The following is a 16,597-nucleotide window of genomic DNA, read 5'->3' as shown; positions in this document are numbered from 1 at the left end:
CCACGGAGGCATCTTCCAGTTCCCACGAGCAGTTCGTGGCGGAACGCTGGGAACGTCGGAGGCTTCTGCGGGCCGGGTGGTCGACGCCCGGCCCGTCAACCGGTCATCGGCCGAGGGCGGAGAAGCCACTTCACGAATCATCGAGTCGCCGCAAGTGGCCATGCCTGAACTGAGGGGCGGCCTGCCGTGACCGGCGGGGCCGCCCCTTTGTCGTGGGTTCAGGTCGCGACCGGGGCGCCGACCGAGGCATCCTCCGTGGCGAGGCCGGCGGCCGGGTCGTCGGCCTTGCGCCGGCTGGGCATGAGCAGTGCCACGGCCGCTGCCAGGGCGACGGCGCCGGCTCCGACCCAGAGGGCGGGGATCAGCCCGTCCACGAACAGTGACGCGGATCCGTAGCCGCCCCGGGCGGAGAAGACCGCGGCCAGCGTTGCCACGCCGATGGCGCCGCCGACCTCGCGGATGGCGTTGTTGGCGCCGGAGGCGATGCCCTGCTCTTCCGGGCGGACGGTGCTCATGACGAGGTTCGCGCTGGGCGCGAAGAACATGCCCAGGCCGATGCCGCAGACGATCAGTGCGGGCAGCAGGTGGGTGTAGGCGACGTGCGGCTCGACGGTGATGGCCCACAGCCCGAGGCCGACGGCGTTCAGGGCCATGCCCGCTGTGACGACGGGTGCGCCGCCGATGCGGTCGGACAGTGCCCCGGCCAACGGTCCGGCGATCATGGGCATGGCGGTCCAGGGCAGCATCCGTACGCCCGCCTGCATAGGCGAGTAGCCGCCGACGGTCTGCAGGTACTGGCTGAGCAGGAAGATCGACCCGAACATGCCCAGCAGCATCAGCAGGCTGGCGGCGTTGATGGCACTGAAGGAACGGTGGCGGAACAGGCGCATCGGCAGCATCGGGTCCCTGGCGCGCAGTTCGTACAGGACGAAGCCGACGAGCAGGGCCGTACCGGCGAAGAAGCCGCCCACGCCCCGACCGCGTCGTCGGGCTGCAAGCTTCAGCGAAATCACCGGAGTTCGGCTACCGTTGCCTCGCGCCGTGTCTCTTCTTCTGAAGGTGCGGTCGGAACTGCACAGGCTCGGCAGTGGAGCGCATCCCTTGTGGACGCCACTTCGGTGGTGTGGACCGCCCGGTAGGGCAGGACCCGTTCTACCGCCTTGGCGGGGGGCTACCTCGCGGCTTTGCAGAAGGGCTGTTGCATGAGCATCGCCTCCGACAAGAACGCACAGACGCAGCGCGCGTGGCACCGCGAGCTCGCGCTCCGTATCGCCGCCGGCCTCGTGGCCAAGGCGCTCTGGAGCGTGGTGCAGACGGCGGCACGGGTCTGCGGTTTGTAGCCGCAGGGTGGTGGGGTCCTCGGACCCCACCACTGAACCCGGCTCTCAGATCAGAGATTCGAAGCTCAGCTGCAGACCCTGAGAACCGGCCTTCGAACCCTTCTTTATCCTGTATTTGCCCTTCGGCACCGGCGGAAGGCGGACGCCGCGTGCTTCCGGCGGCAGGCTGCGCCACGTGGGGCGCAGACCGTCGTCCTCGACCGGTCCTACCATCCTCTTCAGGTACGCCTGAGTCTCGGCGTCCGTCGAGTACAGCACCGTCGCGCGGCTGGCCCGGGTCATCAACACGTGATACGCGTTGCGCACGCATGCGTCGAACCGCTCGTTGTTCCTGGACCGGATGCTCTCGTCCGCCGAACCCGGCGTCCGCACCCGCCATACCCCGCGTTCCTTGTCGCGGGTCAATGCCGCGCGCCGGTACTCCCAGTGGTCGTCGCGCCAGACCATGTCATCACCGATGATCACGCCGCACCAGTCCCACTCCAGCCCCTGCGCGCTGTACACGCAGCCGATCTGGCCGACGCCCTCGCGTCGTACCCCCCAGAGCTTGGCGGGAGGCGCGTCGTTCGCACCGGGCTTGTCTCCCTTGACGTTCCACGGGCGATGCCAGTCCCCGACGCGCACGTCCGGCTCCAGCGTCCCGTCCTTCCGCAGCGGCGTCCACGGCCAGCAGAAACCCGCGACCATACGCGCGCTCGCTCCTGCCTCGCTCTCCTCCAGGATGATCCGCTCCAGCTCCTCCGGGCTGTCCGCCACCTCGACGTGCATGAGGCCGTCGGGTATCCAGCTGTCCGGCTCGCGGTCGGAGATGCCGAGGAGATCGTGGACCCAGTCGCGATAGCGGTCGCTGCCTCCGCAGCGGAACTGCTTGTGGAGCTCGTACATCCTGGGCGTGAGGTGACGGCTCTCCGCGGCTTCTCGGATCAGGTCAGCCGTCCCCACCTCGCCGGGACGTACGACTTGGCTCCCGTCCAGCAGGAAGACGGTCACGCGGGCGGCGTCCAGGAGATCATCCACCTGCGGTTGCTTCCCCCACTGTTCCTCCGGCAGGTAGCGGGACGTCGAGCGCGCGCGTAGGCGGTGCGCCTCGTCGCAGATGAGCAGATCCAACGGCGGCTGAGGTGGAGTGATGAAGCTGCTGAAGAAGGCGAACCTGTCCTGGAACTCTCCGTCGCCGTAGCCGACGTGCTTCTTCATCGCAGCGTCGAACGCACGGGAGCCGCTGGCGTACTTGACGCTTTGTCCTGCGGCCGAGAAATGCTGCAGCAGTTCCAGGCCGATCGCGCTCTTGCCGCTCCCCGCCCCTCCCTCCACGATGAAGACGGCGCGCTCTTCCTCCGCTGGAAGACGCTCAAGGGCCAGGCGGATGTCTCTGAACACGCGACGCTGCTCACCTCGCAGGGTGAACACGGTGTCTTCGCCCCGCGACGACATCATCGCGGTGAGCAGCGGTGTGGTCCGGATGGCCAGCCGCTGCAGGACCCGCTCCGCCGCAGAGGCACTTCCGTTCTCCGCGAAGCGTTCTCGCAACTCGTCGAGGAGACTTGCGCGTGTGTCGGCCGTGATGGTCAACGCGTGTGGTCCCGTGGAGGTGCGGGCGGAGAACAAGGGGGCCACATCGGAGTCGTGGGCGTTGTGCAGGTAGGAAAGGCCTGCGTACTCGATCTGCATGCCCTTGAGCGGGCCCTCGTCACCGGTGAAGAAGTCATAGGTGGCTTGGAGTTGGTCGCTGGGGTGGGGCTTGGGTTTCGCGTAGCCGGGCACCTCGACTCTTTCGGGTCTTTTGGCGCTGTGCGAGACCGAACTCCACCGTTTGAGTTCCACGAGTAGGACCGACTCCCGGTCCGTTTCCGGGTGCCGTCCCACCAACACAACATCCACCGGTGCGTCAGCGCCCTCGGGCTCGCATTCCACGAGCATCCGTACATCGCCACGGCCCGCACTCACCAGGTCGGTGGCGAGTTGTATGAGGCTTTCCTTCCAGGCAGCCTTCTCCCCGTCGCTGACTTCTCTCTTCTTGAAAGACAGCCAGCGCGCGGCCAGATGGGACAGCAGCAGCCGCCGCTGATCAAGTCTGAGAAGGTCCACCGCAGGTAACTGCAGCAGGAGCACGAGGACATCCCCCAAGGCACGAGAAACTCGTGCGGGTGGGGGCATGTCCTGAGGGAAGCCCGTCGGGCCGCATCCGACAGGTGATCACTCTAGGTCACATGGCTGAGCGGCGCTCGTACTCCGGCGTCCGGGTGGGGCGGCCAAGTGCTCCCTCAGATGCAGTTCAAGCAATCGTCACTGCGGCTCGATGGGCTTCCGCTCCGCCCCGGCGGAGTTCCCTCCTCTCGGAACGTGCGGGCAGGATGATTGCGTTTCGCACACGCGGCACTACACGAGCGCCGGCACCTCGGCCTGAGATGCTGGATGGATGAGCGACCGCAGCTTCTCTCGGGTCTCCGCGTCCGTCGAGTAGAGGATCGTCCCGACCATTCCCCGCGTCAGCAGCACCTTGTACGTGTTGCGGATGAGGCGGTCGACGTCGTCGTCCGGGGTGGCCTTCGTGAAAGACGGGTCCTTCGACGCCGAGCGGTCCACGACCCAGTGGTCCGTTCGCCAGACCAGGTCGGGGCCGATGATCACGCCCGACCAGTCGTACTCGAAACCCTGCGCCGTGTAGACGCAGCCGACCTGGCCGAAGCCGGCCGGGTCGGTGGCCCAGAGGGGAGCGGGTGGTGCGCCGAGGGCGGATCGGTCGCCGTAGAGATTCCAGGGGCGGGACCATCGGCCGATCACGACGTCTTCGGGGAGGGCCGTCATGTCGGGGGTGATCTTCGTGGTCCATTTCCAGCAGTAGCCGGCCGACATGCGGGCGCCGTAGCGCTCCTCCCGGCGTGCGACGAGGAAGTCCTCCAGCTCCTGGGGGCTGTCGGCGGTCAGCAGTTGTAGCTTGCCGTCGGGCTCCCACTGGCTGGGGGTGTCGCCGTCCAGGCCGAGCAGGTCGAGGACCCACTTCTCGTACGCGTCGCTGCCGCCGCACCGGAACTGGCCGTCAAGTTCCACGACCATGCAGTCGAGGTCCTGTGCGGCGGCGGCCCGTTCGATCTCCTGCCTGGTCCCCATTTCGCCGGGGCGCACCACCTGGTGCTGGTCGAGCAGGAAGACGGGGACCCGGGCCGCGTCGATCAGTTCCGCCACCTGGGGTCGTCCGGTACGCAGCGCCGCTTTGGTGTAGCGGTTCGCGGAGGTTTTCCGCAGCCGGTGGGCCTCGTCGCAGATCAGCACGTCGAGGTCGTTGGGCTCGGCGTCCATGAAGCTGTTGAAGTACTTGAACAGCTGCTGCACTTCACGTTTCTTGTGCCCCGCGACCCTGCGCATCGTCTTGGTGAACGACTGCGACCCGGTCGCGTGCAGCGCGGGCACTCCGCGGCGGTACAGCTCACCGAGGACCGACAGCGCGATCACGCTCTTGCCGGATCCGGGACCGCCGGTCACCACGATCACCTGCTTGTGGTTTCCCCGCTTGGCCTTGCGGACGGCGGACATCACCTTCTCGTACGCGACCCTCTGCTCGGCGATGAGCACGAACTGTTCGCGGTCGCGGATCTCGGCTGCCGCGACGGACATCAGCTGCTTTGACGGCCGTACCTTGGCGTCGAGCAGGACGTCGGCCACCTGTGCGCCGGGCTTCGCGGCGAGCCGAGAGCGCAGGAAGTCCAGGAAGGTGCCGCGCTGTTCCCCGGTGTACATCCGGCCGTACTGGTTCTCCTCGACCTCCCTCAGCCCTGCGATCTGGAACTCGGTCGCGTTGTGCAGGAATGCCACGCCGGCCAGGGAATGGGGCATCCGCTCCAACGCCCCGTTGAAGGACAGCAGATACTCGCAGTAGCCCCGCACCTGTTCGATCGGGTTGAGTACGGGCTGCGCGTAGGAGTCGATCCGGCACAGCAGTGGCTCGTCCTCCTCCGGGTAGGCCGAGCTCCACTGCTTTAGTTCCACGACGACGTACGACGGTTCGCCGGTGGTCGGATGTACACCGGCGAGTACGGCGTCGGCACGTTTGCTGGTGAGGGGCAGGCTGTATTCGACGAGGACCTCGACGTCGTCGAGATCGGCCTCGATGAGCGCGTTGACGAGCGCGGGCAGGCTGCGTTCCCAGGACCGTATCTCCGTCGGCGCGGGCCTCCGGCCGTGCTGGTGACGGAAGTTCTCGGTCAGATGCAGTGCCAGCGACCCTTCGAGGATACGGGTGGCCACGGACGCCGCGGACTCACGGAACAGCAAGAAAATGCCCCCAGGCAGCACGAAGAATACTCGTGCGGGTGGGGGCATGTCCTCGGGTGTCCGCTGCGGAGGCGGAGCCAGGAAGCCCGTCGGGCCGCTGAGATGGTGCTCACCATCCTAGGTGAGCGTGCCGGTCACGTGGAGGGGATGGAGGAGCGTTCGGTCAGGTGGAGCAGTGGAGCCGGACGGGCTGCATAGCGGGGCGCATGGTAGGGGACACACCCACCGGGCGGCCACATTCCGTCGGCAGACGTGCTCGCGGCGTGCGGGGCTGATAGACAACAGAGGGGAACGGCCTCTGCTTCGCCTTGCGCCGTCCGACAGACCGGCACCGAGCGATCAGAACCAGGACACCACATGCTGCTGGCCGAGCAGGCACTTGCCGGGCTCAGGCTGCGCGGACAGCAGCTGCGGGCCGCTGTCACCGTGTTCGCCGATGAGGCTCGCCGCCGTTCCGCAGTCGGGCTCGGAGCCGTCGACAGCCGGGCACTGCTCACTGCCCTCCACGACCTTCCCGTGGACCTCCCCTTATCCCTGTCCGCGCTCGATGCCCATGCCCTGCGGACGCTACGCACCGCACCGCCCGGCGTCGTGGACCAGGAGGACGGACAGGGCATCTTGGTACGGCGATTGGTGCCCGCCGCCCGCGTCGAGTTGGTTCTCGTTCATGGGCCGCAAGGCATTTCACCCCGCGACTGGGACTCCGCGGTCCGGGACGCATCGCAGTTCGCTCCGTTCTGCGCCCGTGGGGTCGTGGTATCGGACCCGGTGTCGGAGCGAGCGCTGCACAACCCTGACCCGTCTTGCGATCCCGACTTCGATCTTCTCCTCCTCAAGGCCCGCTTCTATGGAGTCGGCGTCGCCATCCAAGGGTCGGCGGGGCTGCGTTGGGTTCTGGAGCCCGCCCCCTACCGCCCCCTGCGGCACTCCGCCGCCCAGTGGCTTTTTCACGAGCAGGCGTGGCGTCAACTCGGGCCGGACTGGTCCTGACTGCGACGCTCCGCGGCCGCGGGCATTGCGGGTGGACTCGGGCGGCGCCAGGCCTGAAGAACCCTCGGGAACGGGACCTCCGTGTTCGTCTGAGATGCCAATAAGCGGTGGTGCTCCCAGGCGTCCGCGAGTTGCTGACGCCACCAACCGATGCGCTCGTCGCCCGGCAGGGTCGCGTCCAATTCGTCATGCAGCCCATAGAGTTCGCAAACAGTGTGCTGCAGTGCAGCGACGACGTCGGTTTCTCTGTCCGTGAAGCGGGTGAGAACAGCCCCCTTGCAGACCGTGCAGTCGCAGACCCAAGGATCGATGTGGGCGAACCAGTCCTGGAGGGTGGCCACGCGGTGGTAGCGGAGCAGGCGCCGGACCAGGACCACCGGATACGGCTTGTGGCCACCGCCCCCGTTGTCGTATCTCTCTGCACCTGACCGGTGCGGCAGCGCCGGTCAGCACCAGCCCGCCCCTGCGTGCCGGGATGAACGGGAGCAGGTCGATTGCCGACTGGTCGTTGGCCATGATCAGCAGACGGTCCCGCAACATTTCGTCGATATCTCCGATCCCAGCCCCCACGAAATCGTCCCCCCTCACGGTCGTCAGGCCCGGTCCCCCTGGTCCTCACTGTCAGAGCCGTGACCGATGGCCGCAAGACCACCTACCAGCGGCGGAGCCGTTCTCGGACAGTGGAGGATGTGGTTGGGAAGAGTCTGGGCGCACCGCAAGCACTCCCTTGGTCGCGTAGAGTGACATCTCTGGGCGGATCCGTGCCAAACGTGATTGATGCGTCACGGAACCCGTATCTGGCCGGGTATCAGGCATGTCAAAACTGGCAGAAATGGGTGGCGCGCAAGCAGCATGCCCCGGCTGCCGTCGAGTTACGACTCGGAGATCATTTACGGGACAGTCCTTGGGGGAGCGTTGGTCCGACTCGGTAGCATCGGGATATGCCCACGGGACCTTTGCACGACCGCGCCGTCAACAGCATCGTCAACGGTGAACTCACCCAGGAGATCTTCCCCTGCCGGTGCATGATCGGCGAGGATCACATCGAGGGTCCGAACTCCGTTGGCTACGAAGCGGAGCCTGAGGGCTACTCGTTCGCTGGAGCCGAGGAAATTTGGCTCTCCAGCGGCATGGATGAGGACTACGACTTCCGCTAACGACCTTGGGGGCGGTGGCGGTCGGTCCGTGACGTGAGAAGGGCCGCACGGGTTGGGCGAGTTGTGATGCTTGTCTGGGCCCGTGCGGCCCGTTCCCATCCTGTCCAGTCCGGTATCCCCCGTCCACATGTCGGCGGGTGGCTCGAAGAACTCCCACCCAAGTGGCAGGCCTCACGGGAGTCGGCGCTGCGCGAGCGACGTGGCGGGGACCGGCGCCGCGCTGCAGGGGCCGGCCCCTCTCGCAAGCTGGTGTTCATGGACCGGCTGCTGGTCACGCTGGTGCACCTGAGGCTGCCGCTGCCGCTCGCGGCGCTCGCCGAGTTGTACGGAGTGGACCGCTCCACCGGCTCAGGCGCATTCCGCGAGGTCCGGCCGCTGCTGGCGAGCCGCGGCTTCGCTGTTCCCGAACGGCCCGGCGTTCGGCTACGCACGCTGGAGGACGTGTCGGCCTACGCCGAGGCGGAAGGGGGCAGCCTGCGGATCGATGGCACCGAGGTGCAGGTCCGCCGCCCGCGCGTAGGCCGCCCGGGCCGCAAGTCGTTCGTGTCCGGCAAGAAGAAGCAGAACACCATCAAGAACACGACCTTCAGCGACGATCAGGGCCGCACCCTGTTCAGCGGGGTGATCCAGCCCGGCCGGATGCACTATCAGGCCGCCGTGCGCACCGAGGGCTTCGCCGAGCAATTCCGCAGGCACCCCAAGGTCAAGGCCGAGGTCGACGAAGACTACCGACGTTTGGCGGACGAGTTCTCCGCCCAGGTCAGTCCCACCGAAGAAGCCGAAGGACGAGGCCCCGCTCGGCGAGCACCACGCCTGGCGTGAGCAGCGCCGCCGCCAGTCCTCCGAGCGGATCTGCGTGGAGCAGACCAACGCCGAGTACAGGTAGGAGCGGTCCCTGCAGCGATTCACCGGACGGCGCGAGACCTACACCGAGACCACCTCGTCATCGCCGGACTCGTCTCCGACCGCTCCGCCCGCAGGGCGACCCACCGCATGCCCAGCACAGAACTCGTGTTCGCCCGACAGGCCGCCTGCTGATCACCCACCAGCCGATCCGCCACGCCAGCACGTCCCGAACTCAATCGCTCCCAAGGTCAGTAGAGAACGGCAGCCGAATGCCCGCGAGCCGGTTCCTTCTGAGGAACGTCATCGACACCAAGGGATGGAAGCGATTGTGGTTTCCGAGCTGCAGCCCGGGTTGAGGTGCTGCCAGGCTCAGCGCTGATGTCCCGGCCCGCCTTGCAACTCACTTGGCGGCTCGGGCAACGTGCATTCATAGTGCGGAAGCCTTGTCTTGGGCAGGGCCTCCGATCCGCGACGGAGGCCATACCCGATCGGTGAGCACGCGGCCCAGTGTCAGGTCAGCGTCAGCTCAAGGACCGTCACCGACAGCGGTGGCAGCGTGCTCGTGAACGTCGCCGCCGCACCGGTCACCGTCCTGGAACTGGGCACGAGTGTGTCGGGGGCGGTCAGGGTGTTCGTCGCCGTCGGTGACGGTCCCGTCAGGACCGTGGCCCTGGCGCTCCTCTTGACCCCATTCGCCAAGCCCTGGAGTTCCACCGGCACCTCCACCTTCTCCGTCCCGTAGTTCACCACCGCGAGGTACAGGTGATTCCCTGACCGGGTGGCGACCGTGGCCAGGCCGGGCAACGCGCGTGCCGTCGCCGGAAGGACCGTGTCGCCCAGCCTGCTCGTCAGCATCTGTTGCGCCCAGTAGCTCGGGGAGACGTAGCTCGTGAGGTTGTCGTAGGCGATCAGGTTCGTTGCCCAGACGTTGTTCTTCACGTGGGAGAACAAGGGCGCGTAGCACTCCATCAGGACCTGGTCGGAGTTGCGGATCAGGCCCGCCAGCCACGCCGCGTCGCCCAGGGCCGCGTTGAGGTCGGGCGTCGGGCGGCCCTCCTGCGCCGCCCACTCGCCCACGAAGACCTTCGTCGAGGCGCGGTCCCTGTTGTCGTACTTGTGGGTGGCGGCCTGGGCTGCCGACGGGGCCAGGTAGTAGTGCTCGTCGATCAGGTCCGGGGTGCGGCTCGTCACCGTCGTCGTGGCTATCAGCTTCAGGTGCGGGTACTTCGCCTTGATCGCGTCGTGGAACGCCGTGAAGCGGGCGTCGTACGAGCCCGACCCGTCGAACCAGTCCTCGTTGCCTATCTCGACGTACTCCAGCGGGAACGGCTTCGGGTGGCCGTCGGCCGCACGCCGAGCACCCCATGTGCTCGTGACCGGGCCCGTGACGTACTCGATCTCGTCCAGGGCGTCCTGGATGAAGGGTTCGAGTGCGGTGCCCGTTACGTGTTCGCCCTTCAGGGTGTAGCCGGCGAAGACGGCCAGGACCGGCTGGGCCTTCATGTCCTCGACCCATTGCAGGTATTCCAGAACACCCAGTCCGTCCGTGGACCAGTAGCCCCACGCGTCGTCCATGTGGCCGGGGCGCTCCCAGACCGGGCCGATCGTGTTCTTCCAGTTGAAGCGCGTCGCGATCGTGTTGCCCTCCAGGAAGTTGCCGCCGGGGAAGCGCAGGAACTTCGGCTTCAGGGCGACCAACTTCTCCATCAGGTCGATGCGCAGGCCGTTGGGGCGGTTGTTGTAGGTCGGCGGGAAGAGGGAGACGTGCTGGAGCCACAGGGTCTCGCCCGCGGCGGTCGGGTCGGCCGTGGTGACGGTCAGCCTTGCGTCGCCCGTTACCGGGGCGCCCGCACCTGTGCTCAGGGTCAGTTCGAAGGGGCGGTCGGGGAAGGTCGTACCGATGTGCGCGATCCTCGCGGAGGCGTACACCGTCCCGCCGTCCGCCGACTCGATGGACACCGTGAGGGGACCGATCCCGCGCGATGCCTTGGCGAACAGGCGGGCCGTGTAGGTCGTTCGGGGGCGTACGGGTATGCCCCAGAAGCCGTCGTTGGACACGCCGGCCCGGTTCCCGGCGCCCGTACCGCTCGGCAGTACCACCTTGAGGGAGCGGTTCAGCGCCTCGTTCAACGGCGTGGCGGTGTCCAGCGTCAGCGTCGTGCCTCCCACCGCCGACCAGTGGACCGGTGACGTGTCGCTGGCCATCATCGAACGGTTCTGCACCAGTTCGGCGTAGATGCCGCCCTCGCCGGAGTGGTTGATGTCCTCGAACATCAGGCCCGGGAGGATGGGGGAGACCGCGTGAGCCGGATTCGCCACGTCCACGCTCAGCAGCGGTGTCGTGGACTCCACCGGGACCCCGGCCAGCGTCGCCACCTGGTCGGAGGTGAGAGCGGTCGGGAACAGCTGTACGTCGTCGATCAGGCCGTGCCACTGGTCGACCTGTCCGCCGCCGTACAGCGCGCGGCCGATCGCGGTCGACCCTGTGCCGGCCCAACCGGCGGTGTAGGCCGTCTCCCCTTCCAGTACGCCGTTGACGTACAGGCGGGTGACGCCGGCCGCGGGGTCGCTGACGCCGACCAGGTGGGTCCAGGTGCCGGCGGTCGGGGCGGAGGCAGCGGCCGCGACGGCGGCTCCCTGGGTGGCGTCGGACGCGAGACGGGCGAAGGCGAAGGTGCCCGTGTCGTCGCGCAGACCCAGGTAGAAGGCGCTGACCACCTTGCCGTCGATGCTGACCGCGGTCTGGTAGCCGCCCAGTTGAGCCAGGTTGACCCAGGCGGCCACCGAGAACGCCTTCGAGGTGTCGACGACCGGTTCGGACGCGGTGGCGTTGCCGCCCGCCGTGAGGCTCAGGCTGTGGGCGCCGACCTTGCCGGTGTCCCAGCCGGCCGCGCCCTGGAGGGTGGCGGTGTGGGCGTTGCCGGACGCGTCGGCGGCGGTGGTGCCGGAGCCTTCGTCGAAACTCCAGTGCGCGGCCGCGGCGGGGAGGGCGACGGGAGCGGCCACGGCTGCGGGAGCGGCGACGGCGGGAACGGACCCGGCGAAGGTCCCGGCCAGGGACGTGACGCCGAGGGCGGTCAGGACGGTCCTGCGGGACGGTCCGGCTTCTGATGGCATGCGCAGTTCCTTCGTGTCAGATGAACCCAGATGAACCAGATGAACCAGATGAACGAGATGAACCGATGAAGCGCGGGCCCGTCGGCGGGGAGGGGGCCGACGGGCCCGCGGTGACCCCGACCGTCAGGTCACGGCGCGATGTTCCACTGCTGGCACGCGTTGTCCAGCTGCTGCCACTGCCGGACCGCCGTGCCGTTGGCCGTTCCGCAGTTCGCCACGTCCAGCGTCATGCCGGTGTTGACGTTGGTGATCGTGTAGTGACTGCCGAACTTGGTGACGTCCCACTGCTGGCAGGTGTTGCCGAGCGAGGCCCACAGCTGGACGGCCGTGCCGTTGCTCTGCCCGCAGTTCTTGTCGTCCAGGACCGTGCCGCTGTTGACGTTGCTGATGGTGTAGTGGCCGTTGCCCGCGCTGGCGAACTTCCACTGCTGGCAGGTGTTGCCGAGCGAGGCCCAGATGTCGATCGACGTGCCGTTGGCGGTACCGCAGTTGACCGCGTCCAGGACCTTGCCGGAGTTGGCGTTGGTCAGGCGGTAGGCGGTGCCGGTGACGGGGAAGCTCGCGGTCGGGGTGGTGTAGCCGACGGAGGTGATGTTGGCCTGTACGGCGTTGTCGGCGGCGTCGGTCGGGTAGCCCGAGGTCATGACGCCCTCGAAGAACGAGCCGTCCGAGCCGTTGCTGTTGTCGCCGCCGGTGCCGAGGACGATGGCGCCCTCCAGGTGCATCGGGGTGTATCCGCCGAGGTTGGGCAAGGCCCCGTTGTACCAGGTGGTCAGTGAGCCCGACTGTGCATTGCCGCCCTTGATCGCGTAGGTCGTGGTGCCGTTGTTCTTCTCCAACGCGGTGACGAACTCACTGGAGTTGCCCTTGTTGTTCGAATTCGAGCCGTTCCCTCCGAAGAAGAGCCCGTTCTCCAGGTCCGCCTCGACCCAGGGGCCCGATCCGGCGCCGGAACACGAGAACCAGCACTCCGTACCGAAGTTGATCGCGTCCATGTGACCGTTGCCGGTGTCGTTGCCGGACGTCTCGGCGTTGCCGTAGTCGAAGCAGCACCGGTTGTTCACATGGTGGCCGCTGGTCACCATGTAGGCGCCCTCGGGGGAGCTGCCGGTGGCGATGCCCGTGGTGCTGTTGTCGCGGTAGCCGACGCCGGCGGACACGAAGACGCCGTACGCCGCGTGGCCGCCGACCGTGACCGGAAGGGCGTCGGCGATCGCGCCGACGTCCTGGCCGCCGTTGCCGCCGGGCCCTTCGATGGCCAGGTCGTTGTGGTTCGCGCTCTGGTCGTAGATCTTGGTGATGGTGCAGGTCGTCCCGGAGCAGAAGGAGTCCTGGGCCGCCGCGTTGGCGTAGCCGCCGGCGCTGAGGACGCCGATGTTGGTGGTCGCGCCGTCCGAAGCGCGCTTGACCTGGTAGAGGGAGCCGCCGTAGGAGGCGTAGAGCGCCCGCGTGGTGCTGTGTGCCGCGGCGCACGGTGTCCCCGCGGAGGCGTAGATGTCGCAGGGCAGGGACGAAGCGGCGGCAGCCGTGCCCGCGGTGCCGACGACCCCGGCCAGGATGCCTCCGACGAGCGTGAGGATCGCGCTCAGTGTCAGCAGGAGCCCTCTCAGGCGCGGGCCTCGCACGCGACTTCTCACTCGGCCTGTCACTCGACTCACTCGACCTGTCACGGTGAACCTCTTCCGTCGTTGGTTCTTCTCTCGTCCGGCGCCGTGTGCTCCGGACAGAAATGTGGGCGCTAACATTTCGGGCCCTCGTCGGCGCACGTGCGAGCCGTACGGGAGGGCGAGGGGAGGGGGAGGGGGAGGACCGGACTGGGCGATCCGTAGATCGAGCAGCGTCGTCGAGAGTGTCACTGCTGGTCAGGGCGGCGGATCGGTCCGGGGTGGGGGACTTGTGGGGGGTGCCGTTCTCGCGTGGTCGGCGAGCTGGACGGCTGCTCTTGTGGCACCGTCTTTTTACGGCCGGATGAATACCGGGTCAACACGGTCGAACAGTCAAGACTGCGGAAACAAAAGCTGTGCCGTCTGTTTACCCGGGTGCGCGGCGATGCGGGAAGGGACGTCCGGCTGGACAGTACTGCCAGCTCAAAGGGCTCTTTGCCTGCGCGTCGAAGTCCGGAAAACCCGAGTTCGAGGGGCCCGAGCTGCCTTGCTCCGGAGGAATGTGTGCGCTAACAATTCGTCACGGCGTGCCGCTCCCACCGGAGAAGCAGCTCATCGACAACGACACGACGGTGTGTGAGGAGGCGGGACATGGACGGCGATCGCGCACCGGTGATGGCGGACGTGGCCCGGATCGCGGGAGTCTCGCACCAGACCGTCTCCCGGGTCCTCAACGACCATCCCAACGTCCGGCCCCGCACCCGGGAACGCGTGCTCGCCGCCGTCCGTGAACTCGGCTACCGGCCCAACGCGGCCGCCCGCACCCTGGCGACCCGCCGCACCCGCACCCTGGGTGTGATCAGCTTCAACACCACGCTCTACGGCCCCGCCTGCATGCTCTACGGCATCGAGCAGGCGGCCAGAGAGAACGAGTACGTCGTCACCGTGGCGGCGGTCGGCTCACTCGACCGGTATTCGGTGCTGGACGCCGTGGACCGGCTGCGCGACCAGAACGTGGCGGGGATCGTCGTCATCGCGCCGCAGACCGCCGCGGTGGGGGCACTGGCCAACGTGCCGGCGGACGTGCCCCTGGTCGCGGTCGGCTGCGGCACCCACACCGCGCTGGTCTCGGTCGCCGTGGACAACGAGGCGGGCGCCGAACTGGCCACCTCCTACCTGCTCGACCTCGGCCATCGCACGGTGCACCACCTGGTCGGGCCGCGTTCCTGGCTCGACGCGCAGGAACGCGAGGCCGGCTGGCGCGCCGCCCTGGAGAAGCGGGGGGCTCCCGTGCCCGAGCCGTTGGCCGGCGCCGACTGGACGGCTCGTACCGGATACGAGCACGGCCGTCGGCTCGCCGCTGACCCCGAGGTCACCGCGGTGTTCTGCGCCAACGACCACCTGGCCCTCGGCCTGCTGCGGGCCCTGCAACAAGCAGGACGCCGGGTGCCGGAGGACATCAGCGTCGTGGGTTTCGACGACATGCCGGAGACCGAGTACTTCGGCCCGTCACTGACCACCGTCCGCCAGGACTTCGACGAACTCGGCCGCCGTGCCCTGCGCGCGCTGATCGAGCTCGTCGGCGATCCGGATGCCGGGATCCCGGCATCCGGCGACAGACCCCACATCGTCATACCGCCCAGCCTTGTGGTGCGGACCTCGGCGACCCGCACGCGACCCCGAACGGAAAGTCCGACATGACCGACTCCCGCTAGCACCACGTCCCCAACGCCCTTGCCGACAAGACCTGTGGTGAGCCGCGTGCCGTACGGAGCACCGCCGCGCCGACCGTGAGCGATCGGCCGTGACGTCCACGAGGTACGACAGCTCCACCCCGGCCCACCGCCCCGAGCGGCCGGTCCCTCCTCCGCGCTGAGTCACCCTCAGGCATCCTGGCGCCCTCGCCGCGCTCACCCCGTGAGCCCCCCGCCCGGCGACGCCGACGCCCTACGCCACGTACCGCTTCCCAGTGGCCCCCACACCTGCCCCCGCCTCCCCGGCACCGGCATGCCCGTGAACAGGTGTGCGTTCCCAGCGTTCCCGCCCATCCCGAGATCCCACCCATCCCGAGACCCCACCCATCCCGAGACACCGACCAGACACGCCAAGAAGGGCGCTGATCACCCATGCTCCGCACCAGAAGGTCCCGCACCCTGGCCACCGCGACCGCGGTGCTCCTCTCGCTCGCCGCCGCAGGCTGCTCCAAGAGCGCGGGCGGCTCCGACGCGTCCGGCTCGGCCGGTACCAAGGCCGCCGCCCCGGTCGCGCTGGCCGGCTCGGTCACCTTCAACCAGACGAACCTCGCCAAGCTCGACGCGGCGCTGAAGTCCGCGCTGGCCGGCAAGGACCTGTCCAAGGTCGACATCGCGATGGTCGTGAACGTGGCCGCCGACTACTGGAAGGCCGGTCAGGTCGGCTTCCTCAAGGGCTGCTCCGACCTCGGCATCGCGAAGAGCAAGTGCACCTACTTCGCTCCGCCCGGCGGCAAGCTGACCGAGCAGAACTCGGAGCTGGAGACGCTGCGTTCGCAGGGGGTCACCGGCTACTCGATCTCGGCGATCGACCCGACCTCGGCCGCCGGGACCATCCACACCGACGTCCAGAAGGGCATCGGCGTCCTCGCGATCGACTCGCCGCTGCCGGGCACGGACGCCGCCTCGCTCTACCTGGGCACCCCGAACTACACGGCCGGCTTCCAGGCGGGCACCGCGATGAAGCAGGTGCTCGGCGGCAAGGGCAAGGTGGCGATCCTGGTCGGCTCCCTCACCGCCTCCAACGCCACGCAGCGCATCGCCGGCTTCGAGGCCGCGCTCAAGGGCACCAAGATCACGGTCGCCCAGAAGGTCAACGACAACCTCCAGGCCAGTACGGCGACTTCGGACGCGGAGACCATCCTCGCGAACAACCCGGACGTCAACGGCCTGTACGGCGTCTACTCCTACGACGGTCCCGCGCTGGCCCAGGCGGTGACCTCGGCGGGCAAGACGGCCTCGGTGCACATCGTCTCCGACGACTCCGACGCCCAGACGCTGAAGTTCATCAAGTCCGGCGTGATCTCCGGGACCGTCGTGCAGATGCCGTACCAGCAGGGCTACACCGGGGCGTACATCCTGGCCGCGGAGAAGGTGCTGGGCAAGGACAAGACGATGGCGCTCGTCAAGCCGTACCTGGAGAAGGACGGTTCGACCCTGAGTTCCGGCGTGGGCCTGGTCACCAAGTCCGACCTGAGCGCGTACCAGTCCCTCGAGTCGCAGCTCGGGATCGGCTGAGC

Annotated in this window: 10 protein-coding genes and 1 pseudogene; 6 read left to right on the top strand and 5 right to left on the bottom strand. The window is 68.0% G+C overall.

Annotated elements, in window-relative coordinates; genetic code table 11:
- Positions 1-218 precede the first annotated feature (218 nt).
- A pseudogene (locus QF027_RS14485) lies at positions 219-965 on the bottom strand (MFS transporter); the annotation flags it as partial.
- 237 nt (positions 966-1,202) lie between these two features.
- Between QF027_RS14485 and QF027_RS14480 the strand changes: the two are divergent.
- Positions 1,203-1,340 (top strand): hypothetical protein, encoded by a 138-nt coding sequence (locus tag QF027_RS14480; protein ID WP_307074910.1) that lies wholly within the window; start codon positions 1,203-1,205, stop codon positions 1,338-1,340.
- A 45-nt stretch (positions 1,341-1,385) separates the two neighbouring features.
- On the opposite strand, the gene QF027_RS14475 is transcribed toward QF027_RS14480, so the two are convergent.
- The gene (locus QF027_RS14475; RefSeq protein WP_307074908.1) at positions 1,386-3,428 is read right to left on the bottom strand and encodes a DUF2075 domain-containing protein; all 2,043 of its coding nucleotides are present in this window, start codon (positions 3,426-3,428) and stop codon (positions 1,386-1,388) included.
- A gap of 291 nt (positions 3,429-3,719) precedes the next feature.
- Entirely contained in the window at positions 3,720-5,612 is a 1,893-nt protein-coding gene (locus QF027_RS14470; protein WP_307074906.1) for a DUF2075 domain-containing protein, read from the bottom strand.
- Positions 5,613-5,969: 357 nt separating this feature from the next.
- On the opposite strand from QF027_RS14470, the gene QF027_RS14465 reads away from it, so the two are divergent.
- From QF027_RS14465 to QF027_RS14455, 3 genes are all read left to right on the top strand, one after another.
- Positions 5,970-6,602 (top strand): hypothetical protein, encoded by a 633-nt coding sequence (locus QF027_RS14465; RefSeq protein WP_307074904.1) that lies wholly within the window; start codon positions 5,970-5,972, stop codon positions 6,600-6,602.
- A gap of 941 nt (positions 6,603-7,543) precedes the next feature.
- Positions 7,544-7,759, top strand: a complete 216-nt coding sequence (locus QF027_RS14460; RefSeq protein ID WP_307074902.1) for a hypothetical protein — start codon at positions 7,544-7,546, stop codon at positions 7,757-7,759.
- A gap of 66 nt (positions 7,760-7,825) precedes the next feature.
- Positions 7,826-8,581, top strand: coding sequence for a transposase family protein (locus QF027_RS14455; RefSeq protein ID WP_307074900.1), 756 nt, complete (start codon positions 7,826-7,828; stop codon positions 8,579-8,581).
- Positions 8,582-9,115: 534 nt separating this feature from the next.
- On the opposite strand, the gene QF027_RS14450 is transcribed toward QF027_RS14455, so the two are convergent.
- Together QF027_RS14450 and QF027_RS14445 are read right to left on the bottom strand one after the other, a co-directional pair.
- Positions 9,116-11,722: a LamG-like jellyroll fold domain-containing protein gene (locus QF027_RS14450; RefSeq protein WP_307074898.1), complete on the bottom strand. Its 2,607-nt coding sequence runs from the start codon at positions 11,720-11,722 to the stop codon at positions 9,116-9,118.
- A gap of 128 nt (positions 11,723-11,850) precedes the next feature.
- Positions 11,851-13,347, bottom strand: coding sequence for an arabinofuranosidase catalytic domain-containing protein (locus tag QF027_RS14445; RefSeq protein WP_307074896.1), 1,497 nt, complete (start codon positions 13,345-13,347; stop codon positions 11,851-11,853).
- 630 nt (positions 13,348-13,977) lie between these two features.
- On the opposite strand from QF027_RS14445, the gene QF027_RS14440 reads away from it, so the two are divergent.
- Together QF027_RS14440 and QF027_RS14435 are read left to right on the top strand one after the other, a co-directional pair.
- Complete coding sequence (locus tag QF027_RS14440) at positions 13,978-15,027, top strand: LacI family DNA-binding transcriptional regulator (RefSeq protein WP_307074894.1); 1,050 nt, start codon at positions 13,978-13,980, stop codon at positions 15,025-15,027.
- Positions 15,028-15,452: 425 nt separating this feature from the next.
- Complete coding sequence (locus tag QF027_RS14435; RefSeq protein ID WP_307074892.1) at positions 15,453-16,595, top strand: substrate-binding domain-containing protein; 1,143 nt, start codon at positions 15,453-15,455, stop codon at positions 16,593-16,595.
- The last annotated feature ends 2 nt before the right edge of the window (positions 16,596-16,597 follow it).

The sequence above is a fragment of the Streptomyces canus genome (assembly GCF_030816965.1).
Classification (GTDB): domain Bacteria; phylum Actinomycetota; class Actinomycetes; order Streptomycetales; family Streptomycetaceae; genus Streptomyces; species Streptomyces canus_E.
This window is presented reverse-complemented; position numbering and strand designations above follow the sequence as displayed.

What these genes read in the sequence shown, in the direction of transcription:
- QF027_RS14435 (WP_307074892.1), top strand. Translation starts at nt 15,453, where the DNA reads ATGCTCCGCACCAGAAGGTCCCGCACCCTGGCCACCGCGACCGCGGTG.
- QF027_RS14460 (WP_307074902.1), top strand. Translation starts at nt 7,544, where the DNA reads ATGCCCACGGGACCTTTGCACGACCGCGCCGTCAACAGCATCGTCAAC.
- QF027_RS14480 (WP_307074910.1), top strand. Translation starts at nt 1,203, where the DNA reads ATGAGCATCGCCTCCGACAAGAACGCACAGACGCAGCGCGCGTGGCAC.
- QF027_RS14455 (WP_307074900.1), top strand. Translation starts at nt 7,826, where the DNA reads ATGCTTGTCTGGGCCCGTGCGGCCCGTTCCCATCCTGTCCAGTCCGGT.
- QF027_RS14450 (WP_307074898.1), bottom strand. Translation starts at nt 11,722, where the DNA reads ATGCCATCAGAAGCCGGACCGTCCCGCAGGACCGTCCTGACCGCCCTC.
- QF027_RS14440 (WP_307074894.1), top strand. Translation starts at nt 13,978, where the DNA reads ATGGACGGCGATCGCGCACCGGTGATGGCGGACGTGGCCCGGATCGCG.
- QF027_RS14465 (WP_307074904.1), top strand. Translation starts at nt 5,970, where the DNA reads ATGCTGCTGGCCGAGCAGGCACTTGCCGGGCTCAGGCTGCGCGGACAG.